The organism is Hydrogenophaga palleronii (assembly GCF_031457455.1).
GTDB classification, from domain to species: Bacteria; Pseudomonadota; Gammaproteobacteria; order Burkholderiales; family Burkholderiaceae_C; genus Hydrogenophaga; species Hydrogenophaga palleronii_A.
The window spans coordinates 524148-549973 of sequence record NZ_JAVDWU010000002.1 but is presented as its reverse complement, the minus strand read 5'-3'; the positions used below and the strand labels follow the sequence as shown (position 1 = coordinate 549973).

The following is a 25826-nucleotide window of genomic DNA, read 5'->3' as shown; positions in this document are numbered from 1 at the left end:
CGCCTTTTTTTCGTCCCTGCCCCTGCGCCACATTTCGGTGAAGTGACACCCATGACACGGGCTTTTTTGGCCTCCCCGCAACGTGCGCCGTCTGGTTCAATACTTCGTCTTTCGCCTTCGCCAATGGGAGACCCGTCTTGGCTGCCCCTGAACATGCACCCCACCCCACTGCTTCGCCCACGCCAAATGGCCGCGAACGCCTGGATTGGGAAAGGGCCCTGTCATTCCTGGATCGTGAGCGCGCGTTGTATACAGAGCGCAATCCGCGTTCAGCGGTGCTGGCGGCTCAGGCCGCCGTGCACCTGTTGTTGGGCGTTCCACTACACTGGATGCGCGACTGGGGCACGCCATTCCCGCTGCATGTGGCACACGCCAGTGGCGCCCACGTGGTCGACGCAGACGGCCACACCCTGGTGGACTTCTGTTTGGGCGACACGGGCGCCATGTTCGGCCACTCACCGCCGCCCGTGCAGAACGCGTTGCAACACCAGGCCGGCCAGGGGTACACCACCATGCTGCCGACCGAAGACGCCGCCGTGGTGGCCAAGGCACTGAGCGAGCAATTCAGCTTGCCCTGCTGGCAGTTTGCCCTGAGTGCGACCGACGCCAATCGCTACATCGTGCGCTGGATCCGTGCCGCCACGGGTCGAAAAAAGCTGCTGGTGTTCAACGGCTGTTACCACGGCACCATCGAAGATGTGTTCGTCGATCTGGTGCAGGGACAGGCGGTCCAGCGCGACAGCCTGCTGGGGCAGGTGCACGACCTGCTGGAACACACGGCGGTGGTCGAATTCAACGATCTGGCTGCACTGGAAGCGGCGCTGCGGGCCGGCGACGTGGCCTGTGTGCTGGCGGAGCCGGCCATGACCAACATCGGCATGGTGTTGCCTGCACCGGGCTTCTGGCGAGCGGCACAAGCGCTGGTACGGCGGTACGGTGCGCTGCTGGTGATGGATGAAACCCACACCATCAGCACCGGTGTCGGCGGCTACTGTCAGGTCCATGGGATCGAGCCCGACGCCCTGGTACTGGGCAAACCGGTGGGCGGCGGTGTGCCCTGCGCCGTGTACGGCATGAGCGCCGAACTGGCCGGTCACGCGGTACGTGCCAAGGCCGATGCACCGCCCGGACACAGCGGCATTGGCACCACCCTCACCGGTAACATGCTTTCCATGGCAGCGATGCGGGCCACCCTCACCGAGGTGATGACGCCCGCAGCCTACGCCCACATGCTGCCCCTTGCCCACGAGCTGGCCGAGGGCATACGCGACCTCCTGGCCGAGCGTCGACTCCCCTGGTGCGTGACCGAACTGGGCGCCCGGGTGGAGTTCCAGTTCTGCCCGGTTCCTCCGCGAAACGGCAGCGAAGCCGGCGCGCGGCTGGATGCCGAACCGGAGCACCTGATCCACCTTGGGCTGCTCAACCGGGGCGTGCTCATCACGCCCTTTCACAACATGATGCTGGTGTGCCCCCAGACCACGGCCGAGGACGTGCAGCGGCTGTTGGCCGCGCTGGCGGCGGTACTGGACGAAGTCGTGGTTGAGGCGAGCTGAGCCGGTTCATTCCGGCTCAGCGCTGCAAGTACAGGGCCAGCCCGATCAAGCCAATCATCACGGGTTGGTGCGCCAGGTAGTAGCTCAGGCTCCAGCGCCCCAGGGTGGCCAGACCACGAGCCACCCGGCCCTCTGGTGGAACGCCCGAGCGAGCCCAACTGGGGCGGTTGCGCAACACCCATTGCCCTGTAGCCACGCCCCACCACAGCACGCCCAGCCAAGGCAACACGGGTACGTAGTCTTCCGTGATCGGCTTGCGACTGATCAGACCCAGCCAGTTCAAGCCGCGAGCGTTCATCACCTCCATGGCCGGATACTGCGAAATCAGGCTGGCGGCGACCCATGGGGCAACCATGGCCAGGGCGCCCAAGGGCCACAGCCAGCGACCCCAGCCCACGGTACATCGCGCCATCACCAGCATCACCGCGATGCCGTGCAACACCCCGAAGTAGATGAAGCTTTTGGGGAACATGAGCAGTGAGCCGGCGGTGACCAGCAGCGCAGCGCCCGCCACCTGCACCCAGCGTAGCCAGAAGCGCGGCCAGCCCTGCCCTTGGGCGCTGGCCACCGCCTGCGACAGCCCGGCCGTGAACAGAAACAGGCTCACGATCGCGGTGCGCTGCCAGGTCCAGAACGGATCGCGGTAGAAGTTCTCCTGGATCAGCCCGAAGTGGTTGAGGTCGAAGCAGAAGTGGAAAACCGTCATCCACAGCATCGCCACGGCGCGAAGCTGGTCGATGCGAACGAAGCGACCCGCTTGGTGAGCCTGAGGCGTGGTCATGCGTGCGCGGTCACTCGCCGCCCAGCAGGCGCTGGTAGAGGCGCTGAAACAGCGAGGGCCCGTCGCCTGGCAGACAGAGCAGCCCCCAGTCCGGACGCGCCGCGAGCATGCTCTGGGCAGCCGCATGCTCGTGGCTGGCGGCCTTCCTGATCCAGTGGGCAGAGGCCAGGTCGACCGCTGCGCGGCGGGACGGATCGGTCACCACGCGGGGCAACAGCACCACAAGGTCGTGTGCCGACGACATCTGACCTCCGCGCGCGCCGAGCAGGTGCCAGGCCAGGGCCTGGGTGTCGTTGCGCGGGACACCGGCAAAGCCATCTGTGTGGGCGGAGCCCAAGCAGTGGGCAGCGCTGGCAAGCCCGAGTGACGCGCCCAGTTTGCAGTGTGCCAGCAGGCTTTCGAAATCTCTTTGCGGCAGACCCAGGCCGCCTTGCACATGGGCCTGCACGATCTGCTTCATCGCCCAGTCGCTGCCGACCACCATGGCGGCAAAAGCGGTCTCATAGGCTTCCTTGTTGCGCCCCTGCTGGCGCAGCGCCCACGATTTTCGTTCCAGGGCCGATTTGTGATGCGGATGAATCGCAAGCATCCGGTCGGCCAGCGACACCATGGCCGGCCAGTTGTTCACCCGGTTTTCGGCTTCGAGCCAGCCGGCCAGATTGTCGAGCGTGGGCGCGGTCTTCGCCCGGGCTTCCCAGTAGGGCCGCCAGGTCAGCAGGTTGGGGTCTCTTCCCGTGGGGCGAACGTGTTCGTCGAGCGCCTGATCCAGCGAACGGCGATGGGGCTGCGGCAGACCCAGCCGGTTGGCCAGCGCTTTGAGCTGAGCGAACCGCTGATCGCGGACCTCCCGCTCATGCGCCCCTCCGGCATGAGCGGCCGCGCGCAGGTACAGCCATTCATAGTGCGGCGCGTATTCGATGAGACCCAGGTAGCGGTCCCAGGCTGCCTGGCGCTGGGCATCATCCAGCAGGAAGCGAGCCGGCAGATCCACCTCGCGAGCCGCCAAGCCGTAAAAGCCGCCTTGCGCAATCAAGGCATCCACCAACGGTAAAGCCTGTTGCGCGCGATTCCGTGGCCGGTGGTAGTAGCCCCCTGCACGCTCTGGCACGTACCGGTCCCGTTGAACCTCATGGGCCGCATGCACCCAGGCTGCCGCCAGCATGAGCTGGGCCGCTTGTGACTCTGGGTTGCGTGCGTGCCATGCCTGCGCCTGGTGGAGCGTGGACAAGCCTCGGCCTTCCAGTGCGTCCAGGCTGCGCACCACCCAGCGCATCTGTTCGGTCCGGTCCGGCATGGCGGCGATACCATCCCAGTGCGATTGCAGGCCGTCGAAATCCCCACGCACCAGCTGCGATGCCATGCGGTAGGGGCCAAGGTAGTGCCGTTCAATCAGGGGGGTGGGCAGGCGCGAAAGATCCACCGGTGGCGGCGAAGGCAAGGCCACACCAAAGGTCTCCTGCTCCCAGTCGCGATCCCCCCGTTCACAGGCCGTCTTTTGTGCGTGCAACACTGGGTGGGCCAGCACCAAAACCAGACACATGGACACTGCGCACCATGTGCGGCCAGAAATAAACCGAATCAAACTTGTTCCTCCGAGTCAGTGTGTGGGGATATCAATCAGATGGCGTGCCGCTCAAGGACAGCAGCATTTCAGCAAGTTCTTCTGGCTGGCTCACCATGGGGTCGTGCCCGGTGGCCATTTCCAGCACCTGCCATCCCGGCTCGCTGCGCACCCGCTGCCGGGCAGGTGCAATGGTGGCCAAGGCCGGCTGGGTGCAGTCGATGAAGGTACGCGGAATCTGCGCCACCAGCGCCCCATCGAAGTTCAGCGGTTGTTGATAGAGCCTGAACGGCTGCGGCGTCTGGCGGCGGTTGACCCATTCACGGTCTGCGCCGGCCAGACCAAACAAGGCTGAATCGGGCGGGGGGAAACTCAGACCACCGCTGGACTTCGACGCCTCAATGCGCGCCTGGCGGGTTTCGTCCGAATGGTGGCTGGACCAGCTGTCACCGGGGTAAGGCACCGCTGCATCCAGGTAAACCAGCCGGCTCAGCAGACCGGGCCGTTGGCGCTGCAAGCGGTCCGCCACACCGGTGATCACCATGCCAGCGTAGCTGTGCCCAACCAGGAGCACCCGCTCCAGCTCTTCTGCTTCGATCAGGCCGATCACATCCTGAATGTGGGTTTGCAGGTCCACCGCAGGGCTCAGCAGGTGCGCCCGCTCCCCCACGCCGGTGAGTGTGACAGCATATGCCTGCACGCCACCGGCGCGCAGAAGCGGCAGTACCCTGGCCCAGCACCAGGCGCCGTGCCACGAACCATGTACTAGAACCACAGCGGTGGCGGGCGGTGAGGAAGCTGCAATCATGTTCATTCTCCAGGACAATATCGGGCTGCATTCGCACCCGATTCTGCACCGACCCGCCATGCTGCCTCATCACATCGAACTGCTTTCGCCCGCCCGCGACGCCGACATCGGCATCGAGGCGGTGAACCACGGGGCCGACGCGGTCTACATCGGCGGCCCGTCTTTCGGCGCCCGCACCAGCGCCGACAACCGGGTGCAGGACATTGCCCGCCTGGCCCGGCACGCCCACCGCTTCGGGAGCCGCCTCTACGTCACCCTGAACACCATCCTGCGCGACGACGAGCTGGAGCCAGCGCGCAAGCTGGCCTGGCAGCTGTTTGATGCGGGTGCGGACGCGCTGATCATCCAGGACATGGGCTTGCTGGAACTGGACCTGCCGCCCATCCAGCTGCACGCCAGCACGCAAACCGACATCCGTACGCCTGAAAAGGCGCGTTTCCTGCAGGACGCAGGTCTGTCCAAGCTGGTGCTGGCGCGCGAGCTCACCCTGCAGCAGATCAAGGCGATCCACCAAACCCTTGATGCCGAGCGCTGCATCGTGGAGTTCTTCATTCATGGTGCTCTGTGCGTGGCCTACAGCGGCCAATGCTTCATCAGCCATGCGCACACCGGGCGCAGCGCCAACCGCGGCGACTGTTCCCAAGCCTGCCGGCTGCCGTACGAGGTGAAGGACAGCCAGGGCCGCATCGTCGCGCACGACAAACACGTGCTCTCCATGAAGGACAACAACCAGAGCGACAACCTGCGCGCCCTCATCGAAGCTGGTGCCCGCAGTTTCAAGATCGAAGGCCGCTACAAGGACATGGCCTACGTCAAGAACATCACGGCACACTACCGCCTGCTGCTGGACGAGATTCTGGAGGAACGACCGGAGCTGGCCCGCGCGTCCAGCGGGGAGTGCAGCTTCTTTTTCCAGCCCGACCCCAACCAGAACTTCAACCGCGAATTCACCGACTATTTTGTGCAAGGGCGCAAACAAGACATTGGCGCCTTTGACACCCCCAAGAACCCGGGTCGCCCCATCGGCTGGGTGACGCAGGTGGGGGCAAGCTCGCTGGACCTGCAACTGGACGACGCAGCCACCGTGCTCCACAACGGCGATGGCCTGTGCTACCTGGACCTGCAGAAAGAGCTGGTGGGCCTGCAGATCAACCGGGCCGAGGCCATCGATGCTTCCCAAGGCCAATGGCGCGTGTTTCCGAAAGACCCGGTCGCCAGCTTCAAGGACCTGCGCAAGAACACGCAGATCAACCGCAATCGCGACATGGACTGGGTGCGCGGGCTGGAGAAAAAATCGGCCGAGCGACGCATCGGGGCCTGGCTCAAACTGACGGAGACGGCTAACGGAGTGACCTTGAACGTGACAGACGAAGACGGTCACAGCGGCAGCGCCACCTTGCCCGGCGCCCTTGCAGATGCCAAAGACCCGGCGCAGGCCGAATCGAGGTTGCGCGAAGGACTGGCTCGCCTGGGCGAAACGATCTTCGTGCCCATTGACATACAGCTCGACATGCAGGGACCGCGCTTTGTGCCGGCCTCACAGCTCAACGCCTTGCGGCGCGAGGCCATCGAGTCGCTGGAAGCCGCCCGGACCCAGGCATGGCAGCGCCTGCCAAAAGGCGTACCCGTCGACCCGCCAGCACCCTACCCCGAAGACGCCCTGAGCTACCTCGCCAATGTTTTCAACCAGAAGGCACGGGATTTCTACACCAGGCACGGTGTCAAGGTCATCGCAGCGGCCTACGAGAGCCACGAAGAAGAAGGTGAAGTGAGCCTGATGATCACCAAGCACTGCGTGCGCTTTTCCCTGAGCTTGTGCCCCAAGCAGGCAAAAGGCGTGACGGGCGTCCAGGGCACGGTGCGTGCCGAACCGATGCAGTTGATCAATGGCAAGGAAAAGCTGACTCTGCGGTTTGACTGCAAGCCCTGCGAGATGCACGTGGTGGGCAAGATCAAGCGCAGCGTGCTGAACGCCGTGCCCGCGAGCCCCATCCAGTTTTACCGGAGCCGCCCCGCCGCCCCCCACTGACCAGCGCCGCCTCTGACCCGGGGTGGTGCAATGACCGAACTCAGATGTAGGCGTTGACCGGCTTGACGTGCCGCATGTGCAAGCTCAAGCCCAGAGCTGCCATGTGATTGCTGTTGCGGCTCAGGATTTTTTCCGCCAGGGGCAGGAACTCGGTCTCCTCGTAGTGGGCGTGCGCCTGGTATTCGGTGACCAGGCGCTGCAAATCGCTCACATCCAGTTCGCTGGCCTGTCCTTTGATGACCTGCTTGAGGCCTTTTTCGAGGCTCTTCCAGAGCTTTTCAACCGACCGGTGCTCGTCGGTCAGGCGCGTCGCCATGGCCTTGATCTTCAACTGTTCTTCACCCGGTTCAGCGCTGGCGAGCACGGCAGGAAACAACTCGCGCTCCTCTTCCAGGTGGTGCTCAAAAATCGCTTCGCGAAAGAATTCGAGCGACTGTTCTGCAATCTGCCGGGCTCGGGCGGCAGGCTCCAGCAAGGCCGGCAGCTCATCCAGCGCCTTGAGGCGCTGAATGATCCCCACATGACAGTTGTTGAAGTTGCTCAGCGGGGCTTGTGTGTCGACGGGTGACTGGGCAGACATGGTGCGCTCCTGAAGTAAACGGCATGTATGGCGACAGAAGGCAAACCTTCATCACACTCACGATGAACCGTGTCTTCAGTCTAGGCGCTGCGGCTGCCAGCACCTTGACTCAGGTCAATGGCTGACGCTGGCGCCACGCATGCGCTGGATGGCGTTGAAGATCAATACCGCAGCCGCGCCGGCCAACAGACCGGCCACAGCGCCCGCCAGGCTGGACACAACAGCCCCCGCCCAGCCTGCCTGCAAGGCCCATTGCTCGACCGCATGTGCCAACATGGGCACGCCGTGCACCAGAATGCCGCCGCCCACCAGAAACATGGCGGCCGTGCCCAGCACCGACAGCGTCTTCATCATCCAGGGCGCCAGGGTCAGAATGCCGCGGCCCAGCGCCTGCTGCCAGCCGGCCTTGCGCTGAACGAGATACAGCCCGGCATCGTCCAGCTTGACAATGCCCGCCACCAGACCGTAGACCCCCACGGTCATGATCAGGGAAATACCCACCAGCACCGAAACACGTTGTGCGAAGCTGGCGACCGCCACCGTGCCAAGGGTGATGACGATGATCTCGGCCGAAAGAATGAAATCGGTGCGCACCGCTCCTTTGATCTTCTCCCTCTCGAAGGCCACCATATCCACCTGTTCATCGGCCACCGCACGGGCCAACTCGGCATGATGTGCGGCTTCTTCGCCCTTGGATCGCATGAAAGCGTGCAGCAGCTTTTCTGCGCCTTCGAAACACAGAAACAGGCCACCCAACATGAGCAACGGTGTGATCAGCCAGGGAACAAAGGCGCTGATGGCCAGGGCAGCGGGCACCAGAATGGCCTTGTTCACCAACGAGCCCTTGGCAACCGCCCACACCACCGGCAATTCCCGGTCGGCATTCACGCCCGTGACCTGCTGGGCATTGAGCGCCAGATCGTCCCCCAGCACACCGGCCGTTTTCTTCGCAGCCATCTGCGTCATGGCGGCCACGTCATCAGCGGCGGCCATGCCCTGCCGAGCGGCCACTTTGGTCATCACCGCCACGTCGTCAAGCAAGGTGGCGATGTCGTCGATCAGGGCAAGCAGACTCGTGGCCATGGGCATAAGCCGCTGCGCGGCGTGGTTGTGGTGGCCGCGATGCTAGCAGGACGGTGAGGCCTTCTCGAGACCTACCCCACCCATTTGCGCGCATTGCGCCAGATGCGCATCCATGGGCTGTAGGCCGCCGGATCACCGCTGGTCCAGCTCATCTGGATGTTGCGAAACACCCGTTCGGGGTGCGGCATCATGGCGGTGAACCGGCCATCGGCCGTGGTCACGGCTGTCAGGCCACCGGGACTGCCGTTCGGGTTGAAGGGGTAGCGCTCGGTCGCTGCCCCGCTGTTGTCCACGAAGCGCATGGCTGTCAAGGCTTTGGTCTCGTTGCCACGGTAGGCAAAGTTGGCAAACCCTTCACCATGCGCCACCGCGATCGGCAACCGGCTGCCTGCCATGCCTTGCAGGAACAGGCTGGGCGAGTCGAGCACTTCGACCATCGACAAACGGGCTTCAAACCGTTCGCTCTGGTTGGTCGTGAAGCGCGGCCATGCTTCTGCGCCCGGGATGATGTCGGCCAGTTCGGCAAACATCTGGCAGCCGTTGCAAACGCCCAGACCGAATGTGTCTGGCCTCGCAAAAAAACCCTTGAACTGATCGGCCAGCGCCGGGTTGAAAGTGATGCTGCGGGCCCAGCCAATGCCGGCCCCGAGCGTGTCGCCATAGCTGAAACCGCCACACGCGACCACGCCCTTGAAATCCACCAGTTTCGCGCGGCCATTCTGCAGATCTGTCATGTGCACATCAAAGGCCTCAAATCCGGCCTGTGAGAATGCATATGCCATCTCCACGTGCGAGTTCACGCCTTGCTCCCGCAGAATGGCCACACGAGGCCGCGCCAGGTTCAGGAACGGGGCCGCCACGTCCTCGGCCGGATCAAACGTGAGTGCAACATGCAGCCCCGGATCGTCGGGCTGACCGGCCGCTGCATGCTCCGAGTCGGCGCAAACCGGGTTGTCGCGTTGCTGGTTGATGCGCCAGCTCACGCTGTCCCAGACCTGATGCAGGTCTTGCAGGCTGGCGCTGAAAACAGGTTTCGTGTCGCGCCACACCTGCAACTGTCCTTTGCCCGCATCCATGGCCGAGGACAGCGGGCGGGTCTTGCCGATGAAGTGGCTGTGCCTGGAAAGACCATGATCGCGCAGTACCTGCATGACCTCGTTGCGGAGGGCGGTAGGCACCTGCAGCACCACACCCAGTTCTTCGCTGAACAGGGCCTTGAGCGTGAGTTCTTCGCGCCGGGCGCTCACCTGCCCCGCCCAGTTCTTCGCATCGCCGTGATCTGCCCGGCTGTCGCTGATGCCATCGCCTTCGGTCACCAGAAGGTCGACGTTGAGGGACACGCCCACATGACCAGCGAACGCCATTTCAGCCACCGTGCTGATCAGCCCGCCGTCGCTTCGATCGTGGTAAGCCAGCACCCGCCCCTGCGAGCGCAGCGCATTGACGGCATTCACCAGATTGACCAGGTCCTGCGGGTCATCAAGGTCAGGCACGGCATCGCCGAACTGACCCAGCACCTGCCCAAGGATGCTGCCCCCCATGCGGTTCTGGCCTTTGCCCAGATCGATGAGCACCAGCGTGGTGTCCTCCAGTTCGCTGTTGAGAACAGGTGTGAGCGTGCCGCGCACGTCCGCCAGGGTGGCAAAGCCGCTGACAATCAGGCTGACAGGGGACGTCACCTTGTGCGACGCGCCGCCGTGCTGCCACTGGGTGCGCATGGAGAGGCTGTCCTTGCCCACCGGAATGGAAATGCCCAGGGCCGGACAGAGCTCCATGCCCACTGCACGCACGGTGGCATACAGGTCGGCATCCTCCCCCGGCTCACCGCAGGCCGCCATCCAGTTGGCTGACAGCTTCACGCGTGACAATTCAATGGGCGCCGCCAGCAGATTGGTGATGGCCTCGGCCACCGCCATGCGACCCGATGCCGGTGCATTCAGCGCAGCCAGCGGCGTGCGTTCGCCCATGCTCATGGCTTCGCCAGCAAAGCCCGAAAAATCGGCCAGGGTCACGGCGCAGTCGGCCACAGGAACCTGCCAGGGTCCCACCATCTGGTCGCGGTGAGACAAGCCCCCCACAGTTCGGTCGCCAATGGTGATCAAAAACCGCTTTGACGCCACCGTCGGGTGGCTGAACACATTGATGACCGCCTGCTGCAGATCCACACCCGTGAGGTCCATGGGAGCGGCTTCGCGCGCCACCGACTTCACATCGCGGTGCATCTTGGGTGGTTTACCCAGCAGCACATCCATGGGCATGTCGACTGCAGCCCCCACGCTCCCCACTTCGTGTGGTTCGCTGCCCCCCGAGGGGGCTGTGCTTGCTTGGGGCGGCCCGGCGCGGCGCACGACGTCTTCGTTGCCCACGAACAGATGCCGCTCCTCAGTGGCCACCCCGACCACAGAGAAGGGGCAGCGCTCACGCTCACAGAACGCGCGGAACCGCGGCAGCGACTCCGGCGCAATGGCCAGCACATAACGCTCCTGGCTTTCGTTGCACCAGATCTCCTTGGGTGCCAGCCCCGACTCCTCAAGTGGCACGGCCCGCAGGTCAAAACGCGCGCCCCGACCGGCATCGTTGGTGAGTTCGGGGAAGGCATTCGAGAGGCCGCCCGCACCCACGTCGTGAATGAACAGAATGGGATTGTCAGCGCCCTGTGCCCAGCAATGGTTGATCACCTCTTGCGCGCGGCGCTCGATCTCGGGATTGCCACGCTGTACGGAGTCGAAATCCAATGAGGCTGCATTGGTGCCACTGGCCATGGAGCTGGCAGCGCCTCCGCCCATGCCGATCTTCATGCCCGGGCCGCCGAGCTGGATCAACAAGCTGCCGGCGGGAAAGTCGATTTTCTTCGTGAGCTGGGCATCGATCACACCCAGGCCGCCCGCGATCATGATGGGCTTGTGGTACCCACGATTCACGCCCCCCACCGTCTGTTCGTATTCCCGGAAATACCCGAGCAGGTTCGGCCGGCCAAACTCGTTGTTGAAAGCCGCGCCGCCCAGCGGACCCTCGGTCATGATCTGCAAGGGGCTGGCAATGTGCTCCGGCTTGCCGCCGGCCCGATCACTTGCGCCGCCCCAGAGTTTGGACACGGTGAAGCCCGTCAGACCCGCCTTGGGCTTGGAACCCCGCCCGGTGGCGCCTTCGTCCCGAATTTCACCGCCCGCGCCGGTGGCTGCACCCGGAAAAGGTGAAATGGCGGTGGGGTGGTTGTGCGTCTCCACCTTCATCAGCACATGGTGCACGGCAGCCTCGGCCGCATAGGCAGGCGCTTCGTTGCTGCCCGCACGGGCCACAAAACGTTCGACGGCACTGCCCTCCATGATGGAGGCGTTGTCGGAATACGCCACGATGGTGTGTTGCGGATTCGTCTGGTGGGTGTGGCGGATCATGCCGAACAGGCTCTTGTCCTGAGCCACGCCATCCACGGTGAATTCGGCGTTGAAGATCTTGTGCCGGCAATGCTCGCTGTTGGCCTGCGCGAACATCATCAACTCCACATCGGTGGGGTTGCGCTTCAAACCGTGGAAGGCATTCACAAGGTAGTCGATCTCGTCATCTGCCAGCGCCAGACCCCAGGCTTGGTTGGCGGCTTCCAGAGCAGCCCTGCCCCCACCGAGCACGTCCACCTGTTCCATGGGCGCCGGATGAAGCTCCGTGAACAGGGCTTCAGCCTGCTTTCTCTCGGTCGTGACCGCCTCGGTCATGCGGTCATGCAGCAGGTCGGCCACGGCGCGAAGCTGCTCCTCTGACAGCCGCCCCTTGCCCAGGAGGCCCGACTTGAGCTGAATGCGGTACTCCACCAGGCGCTCTACCCGCTTTACCTGCAACCCGCAGTTGTGCGCAATATCGGTCGCCTTGGAGGCCCAGGGCGACACGGTTCCGAGTCGAGGCATCACCAGGATGGCCGCAGCGCCAGCCTTCTCGGCCTGGGCGTGTGCTTCGGCGCATGGATCGCCGTAAGCCAGCAACTCGCGAAGGCGTTCAAGCGTCGCGTCGGTCGGCGGTTCGACAAACGAGGCCAGGTGCACAAAACGCGCTGTCAGGCCTGAAATCTTGTCTGAAATGCCCTGCAGGCGGGGTAGGAGTTGCTGGACTTTGAAAACGCTGATGGCATTGCCGCCATCGAAGAAACACAGGGACAAGGTCACGATGGAGGCCTATGGGCTGAGTGATCCCGTTGGGGGAGGAAAGCGCCAATTTTATCTCTGCGCGCTGAGCCCCCATTCAAGGCGAAGAGGTGGTTGCCTCCTGCACCGCCTGCCAGACCTTCAGGGCGTCCACCGTCTGCGCCACGTCGTGAACACGCACGATGCGGGCTCCCCGCTCAACTGCCATCAGCGCTGCCGCTTCACTGGCCGCAATGCGATCAGCAGGGCGTTCACGGTTCGTCACCGCACCCAACGAAGACTTGCGCGACCAGGCCGCCAGCACAGGAAAGCCCATCGTCAAAAGGTTTTGCTGCTGCGCCAGCAAGCTGAAGTTCTGTTCCACCGTTTTCCCAAAACCCACCCCGGGATCCACCACAATCCGCTGCCGATCCACCCCCAAACCCAACAGCGCGTCTGCACGAGTGCGCAGAAATTCGAGCACGGGAGCCACCACGTCCCCCGCCATTGGCGCCACCTGCATGGTCTGGGGATCGCGGTGCATGTGCATCAGGCACACGCCACAGCGCGCATGCTCCGCCACGACCTGAAGCGCCCCTGGTCGGCGAAGCGCCCACACATCGTTGATTGCATCGGCGCCAGCATCGAGCACCGCGCGCATCACCTCGGGTTTGTAGGTGTCCACCGAAATGGGTACGCCCAGTTGCACCGCCGACTGCACCACGGGAAGCACTCGGTCCAGTTCGTCCGCCAGCGAGACCGCCGGTGCACCCGGCCGGGTGGACTCGCCACCAATGTCCAGCATGTCCGCGCCTTCCTTGAGGAGCCTTTCACACCATTGCAGGGCAGTGGATGTCGTCGCGTACAGCCCGCCATCGGAAAAAGAGTCTGGCGTCACATTGACGATACCCATCACCCTGGGTTTCGTCAGATCAATATCGAATCGGCTGGTCTGCCAATGCATGTTGCTGTCCCAAAAGCAAACGGGGCCGAAGCCCCGTCTGAGATCACGAAAACGCCCAACGAACGATCAGGCTGCCGTCGGCGCCGGATCGGGTGCGACCGGAGGCGTACCGTTGCCACCACCACCCACCGATGGGTTCCGGGGCGTCCAGTCCTTGGGAGGACGGGGTGGTTTGCCCGCCATGATGTCGTCGATCTGCTCGGCGTCGATCGTTTCCCATTCGAGCAAGGCCTTGGCCATGGCGTGCATCTTGTCGCTGTTGCTCTCGATCAGGTCGCGCGCCAGTTTGTACTGTGCATCGATGATGCGGCGCACCTCAGCGTCCACCTTCTGCATGGTCGACTCGCTCATGTTGGTGGTCTTGGTCACCGAGCGGCCCAGGAACACCTCGCCCTCGTTTTCGGCGTAAACCATCGGTCCCAGCGCATCGGTCATGCCGTAGCGCATCACCATGTCACGGGCAATGGTGGTCGCGCGCTCGAAGTCGTTGCTGGCACCCGTGGTCATCTGGTTCATGAACACTTCTTCGGCAATGCGGCCACCGAACAGCATGCTGATCTGGTTCAGCATGTAGTCCTTGTCGTAGCTGTACCGATCCTGAGCCGGCAAGCTCATGGTCACGCCCAGCGCGCGACCGCGCGGAATGATGGTGACTTTGTGGACCGGATCGCACTTGGGCAACAGCTTGCCGATCAGGGCATGGCCCGACTCGTGGTACGCCGTGTTGCGGCGTTCCTCTTCCGGCATGACCATGCTCTTGCGCTCGGGGCCCATGAAGATCTTGTCCTTGGCTTTTTCGAAATCCTGCATTTCCACCACGCGGGCGTTGCGGCGGGCGGCCATCAATGCCGCTTCATTGCACAGGTTCGCCAGGTCGGCGCCGCTCATGCCGGGTGTGCCACGGGCGATCACGCTCGGGTTTACGTCGGTACCCAGCGGGACCTTGCGCATGTGCACATTCAGAATCTGCTCGCGGCCACGGATATCGGGCAACGTGACGTAAACCTGCCGGTCAAAGCGTCCAGGGCGCAGCAAGGCCGCATCCAGAATGTCCGGGCGGTTGGTGGCTGCCACCACGATCACACCCAGATTGGTCTCGAAACCGTCCATCTCGACCAGCATCTGGTTCAGGGTCTGCTCGCGCTCGTCGTTGCCACCACCCAGGCCAGCGCCGCGTTGGCGGCCCACGGCATCGATTTCGTCAATGAAAATAATGCAGGGAGCGTTTTTCTTGGCGTTTTCGAACATGTCGCGCACACGGGCTGCGCCCACGCCGACAAACATTTCCACGAAGTCTGAACCCGAAATGCTGAAAAACGGCACCTTGGCTTCGCCCGCAATACCCTTGGCCAGCAGGGTTTTGCCTGTGCCAGGAGGGCCCACGAGCAACAGCCCGCGCGGAATGCGGCCACCGAGCTTCTGAAACTTGGCCGGATCCTTCAGGAAGTCCACCACCTCCTTCACCTCTTCCTTGGCCTCGTCACAGCCGGCGACGTCCGCGAACGTGACCGTGTTGTTGTTTTCGTCGAGCATGCGGGCCTTGCTCTTGCCAAAGCTGAACGCGCCGCCCTTGCCACCGCCCTGCATCTGCCGCATGAAGTAGATCCACACGCCGATCAGCAGCAGCATGGGACCCCAGCTGACCAACAGGGTCATCAGCAGCGAACCCTCTTCGCGAGGGCGAACGTCGAATTTGACGTTGTTGTTGATCAGGTCGCCCACCAGACCACGGTCCAGCGAGGTGGCCGTGGTGCGCACGCGGCGGTCATCCTGGGTGATAGCAACGATCTCGGTGCCCCCTTGGCCTTCCTGGATGGTGGCGCTCTTGATGCGCTGGGCCTTGACTTCGTCAATGAACTCCGAATAGCCCATATAGCCGGCGCCTGCCACCGCCCGGCCGTCGAACTGCTTGAAGACGGTGAAAAGCACCATGGCGATGACCATCCACACGGCGATTTTCGAGAACCACTGGTTATTCAAGTGCAGCTCCTGGCAAAAAGGAATTCAGAGATGTGCATGTTGAGCCCATTTTAGGACTTTCAAGCTGCAATGCCCCTGATATATGACTTGGCAATGTCAATCAAGGGGTTAGGAAATGTTTTGTGCACGACTCACGAGTCGGAAACGACCTGCACAGGCTTGAGACCCAGACCAACCAAAAAGGTTTCTGAAGACTTGTCGCGTGACGCCTTGGGCTTGAAGGTCTTGACCGATTTGAAGCGCTGGCGAAACAGGGCAACCATCGGATCGTAGGCTCCGCCGTGGAACAGTTTGACCACCAGCGCGCCATCCTTTTTCAGATGGCGCACCGAAAAGTCCACCGCCAGCTCCACCAGGTCGGTGATGCGGGCGGCATCCGCAGAGCCAATGCCTGAAAGATTCGGCGCCATGTCAGACACCACCACGTCAACTTCCTGGACGCCCTTTTCGACCAATGCCGCCTCAAGTTCGGTCAGCACACTCGCCTCCCGAAAGTCACCCTGGATGAACTGCACGCCCTCGACAGGGTCCATGGGCAGCATGTCAAGCGCGATGATGTGTCCTTGCAGCTCTCCGACCGCTGCCCCCTCCGGGCTCAGGCGGCGACGGACGTACTGGCTCCACGCCCCTGGCGTCGACCCCAGATCGACGACGCAATCCCCTGGGTGGATCAATCCCAGCGTTTCGTCAATTTCCTTGAGCTTGTAGGCCGCACGGGCTCGATAGCCGTCTTTTTTGGCCAGACGCACATAGGGGTCGTTGACATGTTGATTGAGCCACGCCTTGTTGATCTTCTTGCTCTGCGACTTGACTTTCATTCCCATGGGGCGCTCTCAGGCTGACTAAACGATAATTGTCCCATGCCCCAGATCACACTCACTCCAGCCCAGCGCAAACTCCACCGTGCCGATGCACACCACCTCGACCCTGTCGTGCTCGTTGGAGGCGACGGTCTTAGCCCGGCGGTCAAAAAAGAGGTCGACGCCGCGCTGACCGCCCATGGCCTCATCAAGGTGAGGGTGTTCAGTGACGACCGGGCCGCCAGAGAGTCCATGCTGCAGACACTGACCGAAGAGCTCAATGCTGCACCGATCCAGCACATCGGCAAATTGCTGGTGTTGTGGCGCGAGATGCCGGAGAAGGTCAAAGTCGTTGACGAAGACCGCAAGCCCGGTCCACGTGATGTGAAAGTGCTGAAATTCAGCAAACGCGGGGGTCAGCGGCCAGAAGTGAAAGTGGTCAGGGTGCTGGGCAACCAGCGCCTCACCACAGGTGGTCAGGTCAAGCGGGCCAAGGTCGTCAAAAAAAGCATCAAGAAGTCCGCCCAGTAGCCCGTTATCACTGACGGGTCCCTCGCTGATACCTTGAATCTTCCGTCCCCGAGCCAATCTGAGGCCGCATGAACGCAAACACTGCCCAAGCAGAAGGCAATCCTCTGCTCGACTTCCTTGACTTGCCCCGGTTCGACCTCATCACGCCAGCTTGCGTGGGACCCGCCGTGGACCAGCTGATTCAGGCGGCGAGCGAGGCACTGGAAACCGTGACGGCAGCGTCCTTCCCGGCCAAATGGGAACTCCTGTCAAAGACACTGGACGTACCGGCCGAGAGACTGTCCCGCGCCTGGGGCGCGGTGAGCCATCTCAACAGCGTGGCAGACACCCCTGAACTCCGCGCCGCCTACAACGCGTCCCTGCCCAAGGTGACCGAGTTCTGGACCCGTCTGGGGGCGGACGAACGCCTATACGCAAAATACAAGGCCATGGATCCCGGCACCTTGACGCCTGAGCAGGCCCAGGCACACAAGAATGCCTTGCGGGGCTTTGTGCTCGGTGGCGCCGATCTGACAGGTGACGCCAAAACCCGGTTTGCCTGGCTGCAGGAACGGCAGGCAGAGCTTGCTCAGAAATTCAGCGAAAACGCCCTGGATGCCACAGACGCCTTTGCCTACTTCGCGACGGCAGACGAAATGGCTGGCGTGCCGGACGATGTGGTCCAGGCAACCGCTTCGGCGGCGCTGGCAGAGGGCAAGACAGGGCACAAGCTCACGCTGAAGATGCCCTGCTACCTGCCAGTCATGCAGTTCGCCCACAGCAGCCAATTGCGTGAAACGCTGTATCGTGCCTATGTCACCCGGGCCAGCGACCAGGCTTCAGGCGAGGCTATCAAGTTCGACAACGGCGCCATCATGGGCGAACTCCTGAGTCTGAGGCACGAAGAAGCGCAGTTGCTGGGCTACAGGCACCACGCGGACGTTTCCCTGGTGCCCAAGATGGCCGAATCACCTGAACAGGTGATCGCGTTCCTGCGTGACTTGGCAGTCAAGTCCCGCCCATTCGCGGAAAAGGACCTGGCCGACCTGCGTGCTTTTGCCGCCTCCGAGCTCAGCCTGCCCGATCCCCAGGCATGGGATTGGCCCTATATCGGCGAAAAGCTCAAGGAGGCGCGCTACGCCTTCAGCGAACAGGAAGTCAAACCGTACTTCACCGCACCCAAGGTGCTGGCAGGCTTGTTCCAGATCGTCGAGACCTTGTTTGAAGTGGCCATCCGGCCCGATTCCGCACCTGTCTGGAATGACGGCGTGGCCTTCTACCGGATCGAACGCCAAAGCCCGGAAGGGACTCAGCTGGTTGGGCAGTTCTATCTGGACCCCTCAGCGCGAACAGGCAAGCGCGGCGGCGCCTGGATGGACGACGTGCGGGCCCGTTGGCTGCGCCCCGACACGGGCACACTGCAAACGCCAGTGGCTCACCTGGTTTGCAACTTCGCGGAAGGCGTTGAAGTGGACGGGGTCGTGCGCCCTGCCCTGTTGACCCACGATGACGTGATCACGCTGTTCCACGAGTTCGGGCACGGCTTGCATCACATGCTCACGCAGGTCAACGAACGCGACGTGTCCGGCATCAGCGGCGTGGAATGGGATGCGGTGGAACTGCCCAGCCAGTTCATGGAAAATTTTTGCTGGGAATGGGATGTGCTCAAGCACATGACTGCTCACGTGGACACTGGCGAGCCATTGCCGCGCGCGCTTTTTGACAAGATGCTGGCCGCGAAGAATTACCAAAGCGGTCTGCAAACCCTGCGCCAGGTGGAGTTCTCGTTGTTCGACATGCTTCTGCACAGCCTGCCTGAGCCCGCGACCAGCCCTGAAGCCATTCAGGCGCTGCAGCAGCAGGTCAGGGATGAAGTGGCTGTGCTGAATCCCCCACCCTACAGCCGCACACCCAACACCTTCAGCCACATTTTTGCTGGCGGCTATTCGGCCGGCTACTACAGCTACAAATGGGCCGAGGTGCTGTCCTCCGACGCGTACGCCGCTTTTGAAGAGGCGGCCCAGGCCAGCGGCCACAACACCCTGGATGTGGCCACGGGCCGGCGCTACCGGCAAGCCATACTGGAAGCGGGAGGAAGCCGCCCGGCCATGGAATCCTTCAAGGCGTTCCGGGGCCGCGAGCCCAGCATTGATGCGCTGATGCGGCATCAGGGCATGGCATGATGGCCGAACAGGTGGTCCAGAACCCCAGGCATTTGATCCAAGGAGTTGAGATGAACGTCGTTCCGTTTGCTTCGCACAACACTACCAAGTCTGCACCTGCCTGGGGCAGGCGAATGGCAGGCGTGCTGCTTGCCATGGCCGTAGCGCCAGTGCTCGCGCAAGGCGTGTACCGGATCGTGGGCCCGGACGGCCGTGTCACGTTTTCGGACCAGCCGCCTGCAGCAGATGCTGCCCCTCGCGCACCTGCTGCGACAGGCCCGTCGGCCGCCGGCAATGCTCAGTTGCCCTATACGCTGCGGCAGGTGGTCAGCCGCTATCCTGTCACGCTCTACACAAGCGCAGATTGCGCCCCGTGCAACAGCGGACGCAATCTGCTCAACGGCAGGGGCATTCCATACACCGAAAAGACCGTCTCGTCAGCCAATGACGCCGACGCCCTGAAACGGTTGAGTGGAGACGCTTCGTTGCCCCTCTTGACCATTGGCAGTCAGCAACTCAAGGGTTACTCGGACGCTGAGTGGACCCAGTTTCTCAATGCAGCCGGGTACCCCGCCCAGTCGGCGCTGCCGGCGGGCTACCGCCGGCCAGAACCCAGTCCGCTGGTGAGTACCCAGGCGGCATCACCGACGGCTGCTGAACGGGCCACAACGCCTCCCGCCGACGGTGCCCCGCCCGCCAGCCCTGAACCTGCGGTGCCGGTCACGCCCCCGGTGAGCAACCCCTCTGGTATCCGGTTCTGACCCTTCGGGGTTGTATGGATGCGCTGGCGTTGAGCCTCAGAACGCCAGCGTTCTCACGCCAGTCGCCGTGCCCAGCAGACAGACCCCGGCCTTCTGGTAGGCAAACACGCCCACCGTGACCACGCCGGGCCATTGACTCACCTCGGCCTCAAATGCCCGCGGATCATGGATCTGCAGGCCGGTCACGTCGAGAATGAATTGGCCGTTGTCTGTCACCAGGGGCGAACCGTCCTTGAGCCGAATGGCGGCCTGGCCGCCCTTTTCTGCAAACTGGCGCTTCAGGCGTTCTGCGGCCATGGGAATCACTTCGACAGGCAGCGGAAATGTGCCCAGCACTTTCACAAGCTTGGATTCGTCTGCAATGCAGACAAACAACCGCGACTGGGCGGCAACGATCTTTTCCCGCGTCAGGGCAGCACCACCGCCTTTGACCATGTGGCCACGCTCATCAATTTCGTCGGCCCCGTCGATGTAGACGGCCAGTTCACCCACATCGTTCGCTTCAAACACCGGAATGCCCAGCGCCTTGAGCCGGGCCGTGGTGGCCTCTGAACTGGAGACAGCACCTGGAATGTGGTCGCGCATGGTGGCGAGCGCGTCAATGAACTTGTTGACCGTTGAACCGGTGCCCACCCCGATAACTTCGCCGGGCTGCACATACTTCAGGGCCGCCTGGCCAACCAGGGTTTTGAGTTCGTCTTGGGTCATTTGAGACAATCGCGCTAGAAACTAAACGTTTGATTATCCAATGTCCTTGCTGCCCTACGCCTTGACCCGCCCCTTCCTTTTCAGCATGGACCCTGAAGCGGCGCACGAGTTGACAATCGGTGCCATCGCCAGATTTCAGCACTCACCCCTGACTTGCCTGTACGGTGAAGGCCGCGTGGACGACCCCATCTCATTGGCCGGCCTTACCTTCCCCAACCGGGTTGGGCTCGCAGCGGGGTTGGACAAAAACGCCCGCTGCATCGACGGCTTGGCGGCCATGGGGTTCGGTTTCGTGGAGGTGGGCACCGTCACCCCCAAAGCGCAACCGGGCAATCCCCGACCGCGCATGTTCAGACTGCCAGAGGCCCACGCGCTGATCAACCGCCTGGGTTTCAACAACGAAGGGCTGGAGGTTTTTCTGGCCAATGTGCAGCAAACCCGCTTTCGAAAGGCCCGGGTCAAGCTTCCCATGCTGCTGGGTCTGAACATTGGCAAGAACGCCAGTACCCCCATCGAGCGTGCCACGGACGACTACCTGACCTGCCTGGATGCGGTCTACCCGCATGCCGATTACGTCACCGTCAACATTTCAAGCCCGAACACCCAGAACCTGCGCAGCCTGCAAAGCGACCAGGCGCTCGACAGCTTGCTGGGCGCCGTGATGGATCGGCGGGAGCAGCTGGCGCAACGCTTCGAGCGACGCACCCCGGTGTTCCTGAAAATTGCCCCGGACCTGGACGATGCCCAGATCGAGATCATCGCCAAGACTCTGCTGCGCTACGGTGCAGACAGCAAGGGCCTCCCCAACAACACGCTGGGCGTCATTGCCACCAACACCACCTTGAGCAGGGATGCGGTGGCGAAGCTGCCGCACGCCGATGAAGCCGGCGGGCTTTCTGGTGCCCCAGTGCTTCAAGCCAGCAATCAGGTGATCCGGCAACTGCGTGCGGGGCTGGGCAAGGGCTTTCCCATCATCGGGGTGGGCGGCATCCTCAGTGGTGAAGATGCCGTGAGCAAGATCGAGGCGGGAGCCGATGTGGTCCAGATCTACACGGGCCTGATCTACAAAGGCGCAGTACTGGTGAAGGCGTCGGCACTGGCGATCAAAGCCCGGTACGCCAATCGCTGATCAATGATCACGGCAGGTTGACCACGTGCTCGGCGATGGCCAGACAACTGGTGAGGCCGGGCGACTCGATGCCGAACAGATTGATCAAACCCGGCACGCCGTGGGTCGCTGGCCCTTGGATCAAAAAGTCCGCGGCCGGCTGGCCTGGACCGCTGATCTTGGGGCGCATGCCTGCATAGCCTGGATGAAGCGCACCGTCAGGCAGCCCGGGCCAGTATTGCCTGACGGCGGTGTAGAAGCGCTCGCCCCGGACGGCGTCCACCTGCAGATCGTCTGGGGATTCTGTCCATTCAACGTCAGGACCAAATTTGGCCTGCCCGCCGAGGTCGATGGTCAGATGCACCCCAAGGCCTGCAAGGTGTCGATCGGGCTCAGGTGCGGGGTAGATCAATCGCTTGAACGGCGAACGCCCTTCCAGCGTGAAGTAGCTTCCCTTGGCGTACCAGGCGCGCGGTACGAACGAGGGCGACAAACCCTGCGTCTGCTGCGCCAGGGCACAGGCACCCAGTCCGGCAGCGTTGATCACACAGCGGGCCCAGAGTCGGGTTCCGTCCGCACAGACGACTTCCATGCCGCCATCGTTTGCCCGTAAGCCAGACACAGAGGTGTGGCAGACGACCAGGCCCTGCGCCTGTTCAAGATCGCCCTGCAGGGCGAGCATGAGGCTGTGACTGTCGATGATGCCGGTGGAGGGTGAAAGGACCGCGCCCATGCAGTTCAGATGGGGCTCCAGTACGAGCGCCTCTTCCCGCGAAACGACCACCAGGTCATCCACCCCGTTGTTGGCAGCTTGCCGCACCAGATCCGGCAAGGCGTCGCGTTGTGAGGTGGTTGAGGCCACGATCAGTTTCCCGCATCGTTGATAGGGGATGCCACGTTCGTCGCAATACCGGTAAAGCGCCTGCCTGCCCTGCACGCACAACCTGGCCTTCAGAGAGCCCGGCGGGTAGTAAATGCCGGCATGAATGACTTCGCTGTTGCGTGAACTGGTCCCCATGCCAATGCCCGCTTCGCGCTCCAGCACCATCACCTCGCGCCCGCGCAGGGCCCAGGCCCTTGCAATCGCAAGACCGACCACGCCTGCGCCCACCACCACCACATCCACCTGTTCCACAAGCGCTCCGTTCACGTTCCGTCTTCCGGTCGGCAGGCCTCCAGGCAACTTGCTGAAAGGCACCCCTATGCCTCAAGTGCCTCCGGATTGACCGATCTTACAGATGCAGAGAATGCATGAAGTGCCCGGCGCCGGACACCGCCGTATCGGTAAAATTGCGGCTTCGCTTCTTGTCTCACCTCCAACGGAACTTCAGCATGTCCCTCTTCTCAGCCGTCGAAATGGCGCCGCGCGACCCCATCCTTGGTCTGAACGAACAGTTCGCCAGTGATGACAACCCCAACAAGGTCAACCTGGGTGTCGGTGTCTACTTTGATGACAATGGGAAACTGCCCTTGCTCCAATGTGTGCAAGCCGCAGAAAAGGCCATGATGGACAAGCCCGCCGCTCGAGGCTACTTGCCCATCGACGGCATCGCCGCATACGACGCTGCGGTCAAGAGCCTCGTGTTTGGCGCTGACAGCGAGCCCGTGGTTTCCGGCCGGGTGGCCACGGTGCAAGCCATCGGCGGCACAGGCGGCTTGAAGATCGGTGCGGATTTCCTGAAGAAACTCAATCCCGATGCCAAGGTGCTGATCAGCGACCCCAGCTGGGAAAACCACCGCGCGCTGTTCGGCAACGCCGGCTTTACCGTCGAGTCCTACACCTACTACGACGCTGACAAGCGCGGCGTGAACTTCGACGGCATGCTGGCCAGCCTCAGCGAAGCCACCCCGGGCACCATCGTCGTGTTGCACGCCTGCTGCCACAACCCCACCGGCTACGACATTTCCCCGGAACAGTGGGACCAGGTGATCGCCGTGGTCAAAGCCCGTGGCCTCACCCCTTTCCTCGACATGGCTTACCAGGGTTTCGGACACGGGATTGCCGAAGACGGTGCGGTGATCGGAAAGTTCGTGGCCGCAGGCCTGACCTTCTTCGTGTCGACGTCCTTTTCGAAGAGCTTCAGTCTCTACGGCGAACGGGTGGGCGCCTTGTCTGTGCTCTGCGAAAACAAGGATGAAGCCGCGCGGGTGCTCTCACAGCTCAAGATCGTCATTCGCACCAACTACTCCAACCCACCGATTCACGGCGGTGCCGTGGTGGCAGCGGTTCTCAACAATCCGGAGCTGCGCGCTATCTGGGAAAAGGAACTGGCAGAAATGCGTGTGCGCATCAAGGCCATGCGCCAGAAGCTGGTGGATGGTCTGAAGGCTGCGGGCGTGAAGCAGGACATGAGCTTCATCACAAGCCAGATCGGCATGTTCAGCTACTCCGGGCTGAGCAAGGAACAGATGATCCGGCTCCGGACGGAATTTGGTGTGTATGGCACCGACACGGGTCGAATGTGTGTGGCCGCCCTCAACAGCAAGAACATCGATCACGTCTGCCAGGCCATTGCCAAAGTGGTCTGATGGGCTGAGCGCCCTTCGCTGCGCCTCGCCAACCAGACATCAGCCCGCCGGAAGTGCGGGCTTTTTTTCGTCTCGGGCGATCTTGCCCCGACGGTGCGACACCGGAAATGACATGCCACTGCGCGACCGGCGGCAAAAACCTCACATTCAGCGGTGAGCAACTTTCACAAATGTGACAAAACCTGGATGAAATTAGGTGTTTTCACCGGCTCACACAGTGGAGCAAGCTGCTATATTGTTGCACTGCAACATAACCATTTCCATCACCATGCTCTACCAGATTTACGAAACCCAGCGCTCAATCATGGAGCCGTTCGCTGACCTGGCCGAAGTGGCAGCCAAGCTCTACAACAACCCCATGCTGCCATTGGCCCAGATGCCGATGGCGCAGCGTGTGTCAGCCGCCTACGACCTGATGCACCGCCTGGGCAAGGACTACGAAAAGCCGGAATTCGGCATTCGCACGGTGGATGTGGATGGGGTGGACGTGGCCATCCACGAACGCATCGAAATTGACAAGCCCTTTTGCGAGCTGCGCCGCTTCAAACGCTTCTCTGATGACACCGACACGCTGACCAAGCTCAAGGGGCAGCCGGTCGTGCTGGTGGTGGCGCCCTTGTCGGGTCATTACGCCACCCTGCTTCGCGACACCGTGCGCACCATGCTCAAGGACCACAAGGTCTACATCACCGACTGGAAGAATGCCCGTCTGGTGCCCCTGTCTGAAGGTGAATTCCACCTGGATGACTACGTCAACTACGTGCAGGAGTTCATCCGGCACCTGCAGGACATCTACGGCAACTGCCATGTGATCAGCGTCTGCCAGCCCACGGTGCCTGTGCTGGCAGCGGTGTCGCTGATGGCCAGCCGGGGTGAAACCACACCGTTGACCATGACCATGATGGGTGGTCCCATTGATGCAAGGAAATCGCCCACGGCGGTCAACAACCTGGCGGTGCAGCGAAGCCACAGTTGGTTTGAGAACAACGTGATCTACCGTGTGCCTGACAACTTTCCAGGGGCAGGTCGACGCGTCTACCCCGGTTTCCTGCAGCACACCGGCTTTGTGGCCATGAATCCCGACCGGCATGCCACCAGCCACTACGACTACTTCAAGGACCTGATCAAAGGTGATAACGAGAGCGCCGAGAGCCACCGCAAGTTCTACGACGAATACAACGCGGTGCTCGACATGGATGCCGACTACTACCTGGAAACCATCGACACCGTGTTCCAGGACTTCAAGCTGGTCAATGGCACTTGGGACGTGAAGAACGAAAAGGGCAAGATCGAACGGGTGCGGCCACAAGACATCACCACCACGGCCCTGCTGACGGTGGAAGGTGAGCTCGACGACATTTCAGGCTCTGGCCAAACCGAAGCGGCCCACGGGCTTTGCACCGGTGTGCCCAAGTCACAGCGCATGCACTACGAAGCCAAAGGCGCTGGCCACTACGGCATCTTCAGCGGGCGTCGCTGGCGTGAAATGGTCTACCCGGTCATAAAGACCTTCATCCAGGTACAACAAGCCAAGGCGGCAGTGTCCGTGGTGCGGGAAGTTGGCGAGGCAACACAGCGAGCGAGGGCGGTTGCCCGGGCAAGCGCCCTGGGCAAGGCAGCACCGGCCGCTGCACTGAAAAAGCAGACAGCGGGCGCTAAGCCTGCCGCCAAGGCGCCCTCGAAAGGGAGCGCTCGCCCAGCCGCACCACGTGCGGCAAAGGCGCCTGCAACAACCAAAAAGCCGGTGCGCAGCCAGGACGCCTGATCGCATATCCCTCATGCTCAGGATCGATGGAT

The 25826-nt window shown here is 62.6% G+C and carries 19 protein-coding genes; 8 read left to right on the top strand and 11 right to left on the bottom strand.

The window, feature by feature from the left end:
• Positions 1-200 precede the first annotated feature (200 nt).
• Positions 201-1553 carry an aspartate aminotransferase family protein gene (locus tag J2W49_RS07020; RefSeq protein ID WP_310313820.1) on the top strand — a complete coding sequence of 451 codons (1353 nt, stop codon included), beginning with the start codon at positions 201-203 and terminating at the stop codon, positions 1551-1553.
• Positions 1554-1569: 16 nt separating this feature from the next.
• On the opposite strand, the gene J2W49_RS07015 is transcribed toward J2W49_RS07020, so the two are convergent.
• From J2W49_RS07015 to J2W49_RS07005, 3 genes are all read right to left on the bottom strand, one after another.
• Positions 1570-2334, bottom strand: a complete 765-nt coding sequence (locus tag J2W49_RS07015; RefSeq protein WP_310313448.1) for a heparan-alpha-glucosaminide N-acetyltransferase — start codon at positions 2332-2334, stop codon at positions 1570-1572.
• Positions 2335-2344: 10 nt separating this feature from the next.
• A complete protein-coding gene (locus J2W49_RS07010) occupies positions 2345-3874 on the bottom strand; it encodes an SEL1-like repeat protein (RefSeq protein WP_310313445.1) in 1530 nt (509 codons plus the stop codon).
• Positions 3875-3947: 73 nt separating this feature from the next.
• Entirely contained in the window at positions 3948-4703 is a 756-nt protein-coding gene (locus J2W49_RS07005; protein ID WP_310313443.1) for an alpha/beta fold hydrolase, read from the bottom strand.
• Between the two features lie 58 nt (positions 4704-4761).
• Here J2W49_RS07005 and J2W49_RS07000 point away from each other — a divergent pair, with 58 nt between their 5' ends.
• Positions 4762-6732 carry a peptidase U32 family protein gene (locus J2W49_RS07000; protein WP_310313818.1) on the top strand — a complete coding sequence of 657 codons (1971 nt, stop codon included), beginning with the start codon at positions 4762-4764 and terminating at the stop codon, positions 6730-6732.
• Between the two features lie 40 nt (positions 6733-6772).
• On the opposite strand, the gene J2W49_RS06995 is transcribed toward J2W49_RS07000, so the two are convergent.
• From J2W49_RS06995 to J2W49_RS06970, 6 genes are all read right to left on the bottom strand, one after another.
• On the bottom strand, positions 6773-7312 hold the full coding sequence (locus J2W49_RS06995; protein WP_310313439.1) for a hemerythrin domain-containing protein: 540 nt from the start codon (positions 7310-7312) through the stop codon (positions 6773-6775).
• 114 nt (positions 7313-7426) lie between these two features.
• On the bottom strand, positions 7427-8395 hold the full coding sequence (locus tag J2W49_RS06990; RefSeq protein WP_310313436.1) for a DUF808 domain-containing protein: 969 nt from the start codon (positions 8393-8395) through the stop codon (positions 7427-7429).
• A 71-nt stretch (positions 8396-8466) separates the two neighbouring features.
• A complete protein-coding gene (gene purL, locus J2W49_RS06985) occupies positions 8467-12549 on the bottom strand; it encodes a phosphoribosylformylglycinamidine synthase (RefSeq protein ID WP_310313433.1) in 4083 nt (1360 codons plus the stop codon).
• 76 nt (positions 12550-12625) lie between these two features.
• Positions 12626-13471: a dihydropteroate synthase gene (gene folP / locus J2W49_RS06980; RefSeq protein WP_310313431.1), complete on the bottom strand. Its 846-nt coding sequence runs from the start codon at positions 13469-13471 to the stop codon at positions 12626-12628.
• Between the two features lie 66 nt (positions 13472-13537).
• Positions 13538-15451 carry an ATP-dependent zinc metalloprotease FtsH gene (ftsH, locus tag J2W49_RS06975; RefSeq protein ID WP_310313427.1) on the bottom strand — a complete coding sequence of 638 codons (1914 nt, stop codon included), beginning with the start codon at positions 15449-15451 and terminating at the stop codon, positions 13538-13540.
• A gap of 131 nt (positions 15452-15582) precedes the next feature.
• Positions 15583-16269, bottom strand: coding sequence for an RlmE family RNA methyltransferase (locus J2W49_RS06970; protein WP_310313816.1), 687 nt, complete (start codon positions 16267-16269; stop codon positions 15583-15585).
• Positions 16270-16311: 42 nt separating this feature from the next.
• Between J2W49_RS06970 and J2W49_RS06965 the strand changes: the two genes are divergently transcribed.
• The 3 genes from J2W49_RS06965 (at position 16312) to J2W49_RS06955 (ending at position 19684) form a co-directional block, all read left to right on the top strand.
• Complete coding sequence (locus tag J2W49_RS06965) at positions 16312-16782, top strand: YhbY family RNA-binding protein (RefSeq protein ID WP_310313425.1); 471 nt, start codon at positions 16312-16314, stop codon at positions 16780-16782.
• 68 nt (positions 16783-16850) lie between these two features.
• Positions 16851-18944: a M3 family metallopeptidase gene (locus J2W49_RS06960; RefSeq protein ID WP_310313423.1), complete on the top strand. Its 2094-nt coding sequence runs from the start codon at positions 16851-16853 to the stop codon at positions 18942-18944.
• 113 nt (positions 18945-19057) lie between these two features.
• Positions 19058-19684: a glutaredoxin family protein gene (locus J2W49_RS06955; RefSeq protein ID WP_310313815.1), complete on the top strand. Its 627-nt coding sequence runs from the start codon at positions 19058-19060 to the stop codon at positions 19682-19684.
• Between the two features lie 36 nt (positions 19685-19720).
• Here J2W49_RS06955 and rpiA read toward each other — a convergent pair whose 3' ends face one another.
• Positions 19721-20392 carry a ribose-5-phosphate isomerase RpiA gene (rpiA, locus tag J2W49_RS06950; RefSeq protein ID WP_310313421.1) on the bottom strand — a complete coding sequence of 224 codons (672 nt, stop codon included), beginning with the start codon at positions 20390-20392 and terminating at the stop codon, positions 19721-19723.
• Positions 20393-20432: 40 nt separating this feature from the next.
• On the opposite strand from rpiA, the gene J2W49_RS06945 reads away from it, so the two are divergent.
• Positions 20433-21521, top strand: coding sequence for a quinone-dependent dihydroorotate dehydrogenase (locus J2W49_RS06945; protein WP_310313418.1), 1089 nt, complete (start codon positions 20433-20435; stop codon positions 21519-21521).
• Positions 21522-21528: 7 nt separating this feature from the next.
• Here the strand turns inward: J2W49_RS06945 and J2W49_RS06940 are convergent, their stop codons facing one another.
• Entirely contained in the window at positions 21529-22650 is a 1122-nt protein-coding gene (locus J2W49_RS06940) for an NAD(P)/FAD-dependent oxidoreductase (RefSeq protein WP_310313415.1), read from the bottom strand.
• 182 nt (positions 22651-22832) lie between these two features.
• Here J2W49_RS06940 and J2W49_RS06935 point away from each other — a divergent pair, with 182 nt between their 5' ends.
• Both J2W49_RS06935 and J2W49_RS06930 read left to right on the top strand, forming a co-directional pair.
• A complete protein-coding gene (locus J2W49_RS06935) occupies positions 22833-24029 on the top strand; it encodes an amino acid aminotransferase (RefSeq protein ID WP_310313412.1) in 1197 nt (398 codons plus the stop codon).
• A 268-nt stretch (positions 24030-24297) separates the two neighbouring features.
• Positions 24298-25794 carry a polyhydroxyalkanoate depolymerase gene (locus J2W49_RS06930; protein WP_310313407.1) on the top strand — a complete coding sequence of 499 codons (1497 nt, stop codon included), beginning with the start codon at positions 24298-24300 and terminating at the stop codon, positions 25792-25794.
• The last annotated feature ends 32 nt before the right edge of the window (positions 25795-25826 follow it).

Bases quoted from the DNA above. Each gene is read 5' to 3' on its own strand.
- folP (WP_310313431.1), bottom strand. From the start codon at position 13,471: ATGCATTGGCAGACCAGCCGATTCGATATTGATCTGACGAAACCCAGG.
- J2W49_RS06935 (WP_310313412.1), top strand. From the start codon at position 22,833: ATGTCCCTCTTCTCAGCCGTCGAAATGGCGCCGCGCGACCCCATCCTT.
- J2W49_RS06995 (WP_310313439.1), bottom strand. From the start codon at position 7,312: ATGTCTGCCCAGTCACCCGTCGACACACAAGCCCCGCTGAGCAACTTC.
- J2W49_RS07000 (WP_310313818.1), top strand. From the start codon at position 4,762: ATGCTGCCTCATCACATCGAACTGCTTTCGCCCGCCCGCGACGCCGAC.
- J2W49_RS06965 (WP_310313425.1), top strand. From the start codon at position 16,312: ATGCCCCAGATCACACTCACTCCAGCCCAGCGCAAACTCCACCGTGCC.
- J2W49_RS07010 (WP_310313445.1), bottom strand. From the start codon at position 3,874: ATGTGTCTGGTTTTGGTGCTGGCCCACCCAGTGTTGCACGCACAAAAG.
- J2W49_RS06955 (WP_310313815.1), top strand. From the start codon at position 19,058: ATGGCAGGCGTGCTGCTTGCCATGGCCGTAGCGCCAGTGCTCGCGCAA.
- J2W49_RS06990 (WP_310313436.1), bottom strand. From the start codon at position 8,395: ATGGCCACGAGTCTGCTTGCCCTGATCGACGACATCGCCACCTTGCTT.
- rpiA (WP_310313421.1), bottom strand. From the start codon at position 20,392: ATGACCCAAGACGAACTCAAAACCCTGGTTGGCCAGGCGGCCCTGAAG.
- J2W49_RS07005 (WP_310313443.1), bottom strand. From the start codon at position 4,703: ATGATTGCAGCTTCCTCACCGCCCGCCACCGCTGTGGTTCTAGTACAT.
- J2W49_RS06930 (WP_310313407.1), top strand. From the start codon at position 24,298: ATGCTCTACCAGATTTACGAAACCCAGCGCTCAATCATGGAGCCGTTC.
- J2W49_RS07015 (WP_310313448.1), bottom strand. From the start codon at position 2,334: ATGACCACGCCTCAGGCTCACCAAGCGGGTCGCTTCGTTCGCATCGAC.
- J2W49_RS06970 (WP_310313816.1), bottom strand. From the start codon at position 16,269: ATGAAAGTCAAGTCGCAGAGCAAGAAGATCAACAAGGCGTGGCTCAAT.
- J2W49_RS06960 (WP_310313423.1), top strand. From the start codon at position 16,851: ATGAACGCAAACACTGCCCAAGCAGAAGGCAATCCTCTGCTCGACTTC.
- J2W49_RS06945 (WP_310313418.1), top strand. From the start codon at position 20,433: ATGTCCTTGCTGCCCTACGCCTTGACCCGCCCCTTCCTTTTCAGCATG.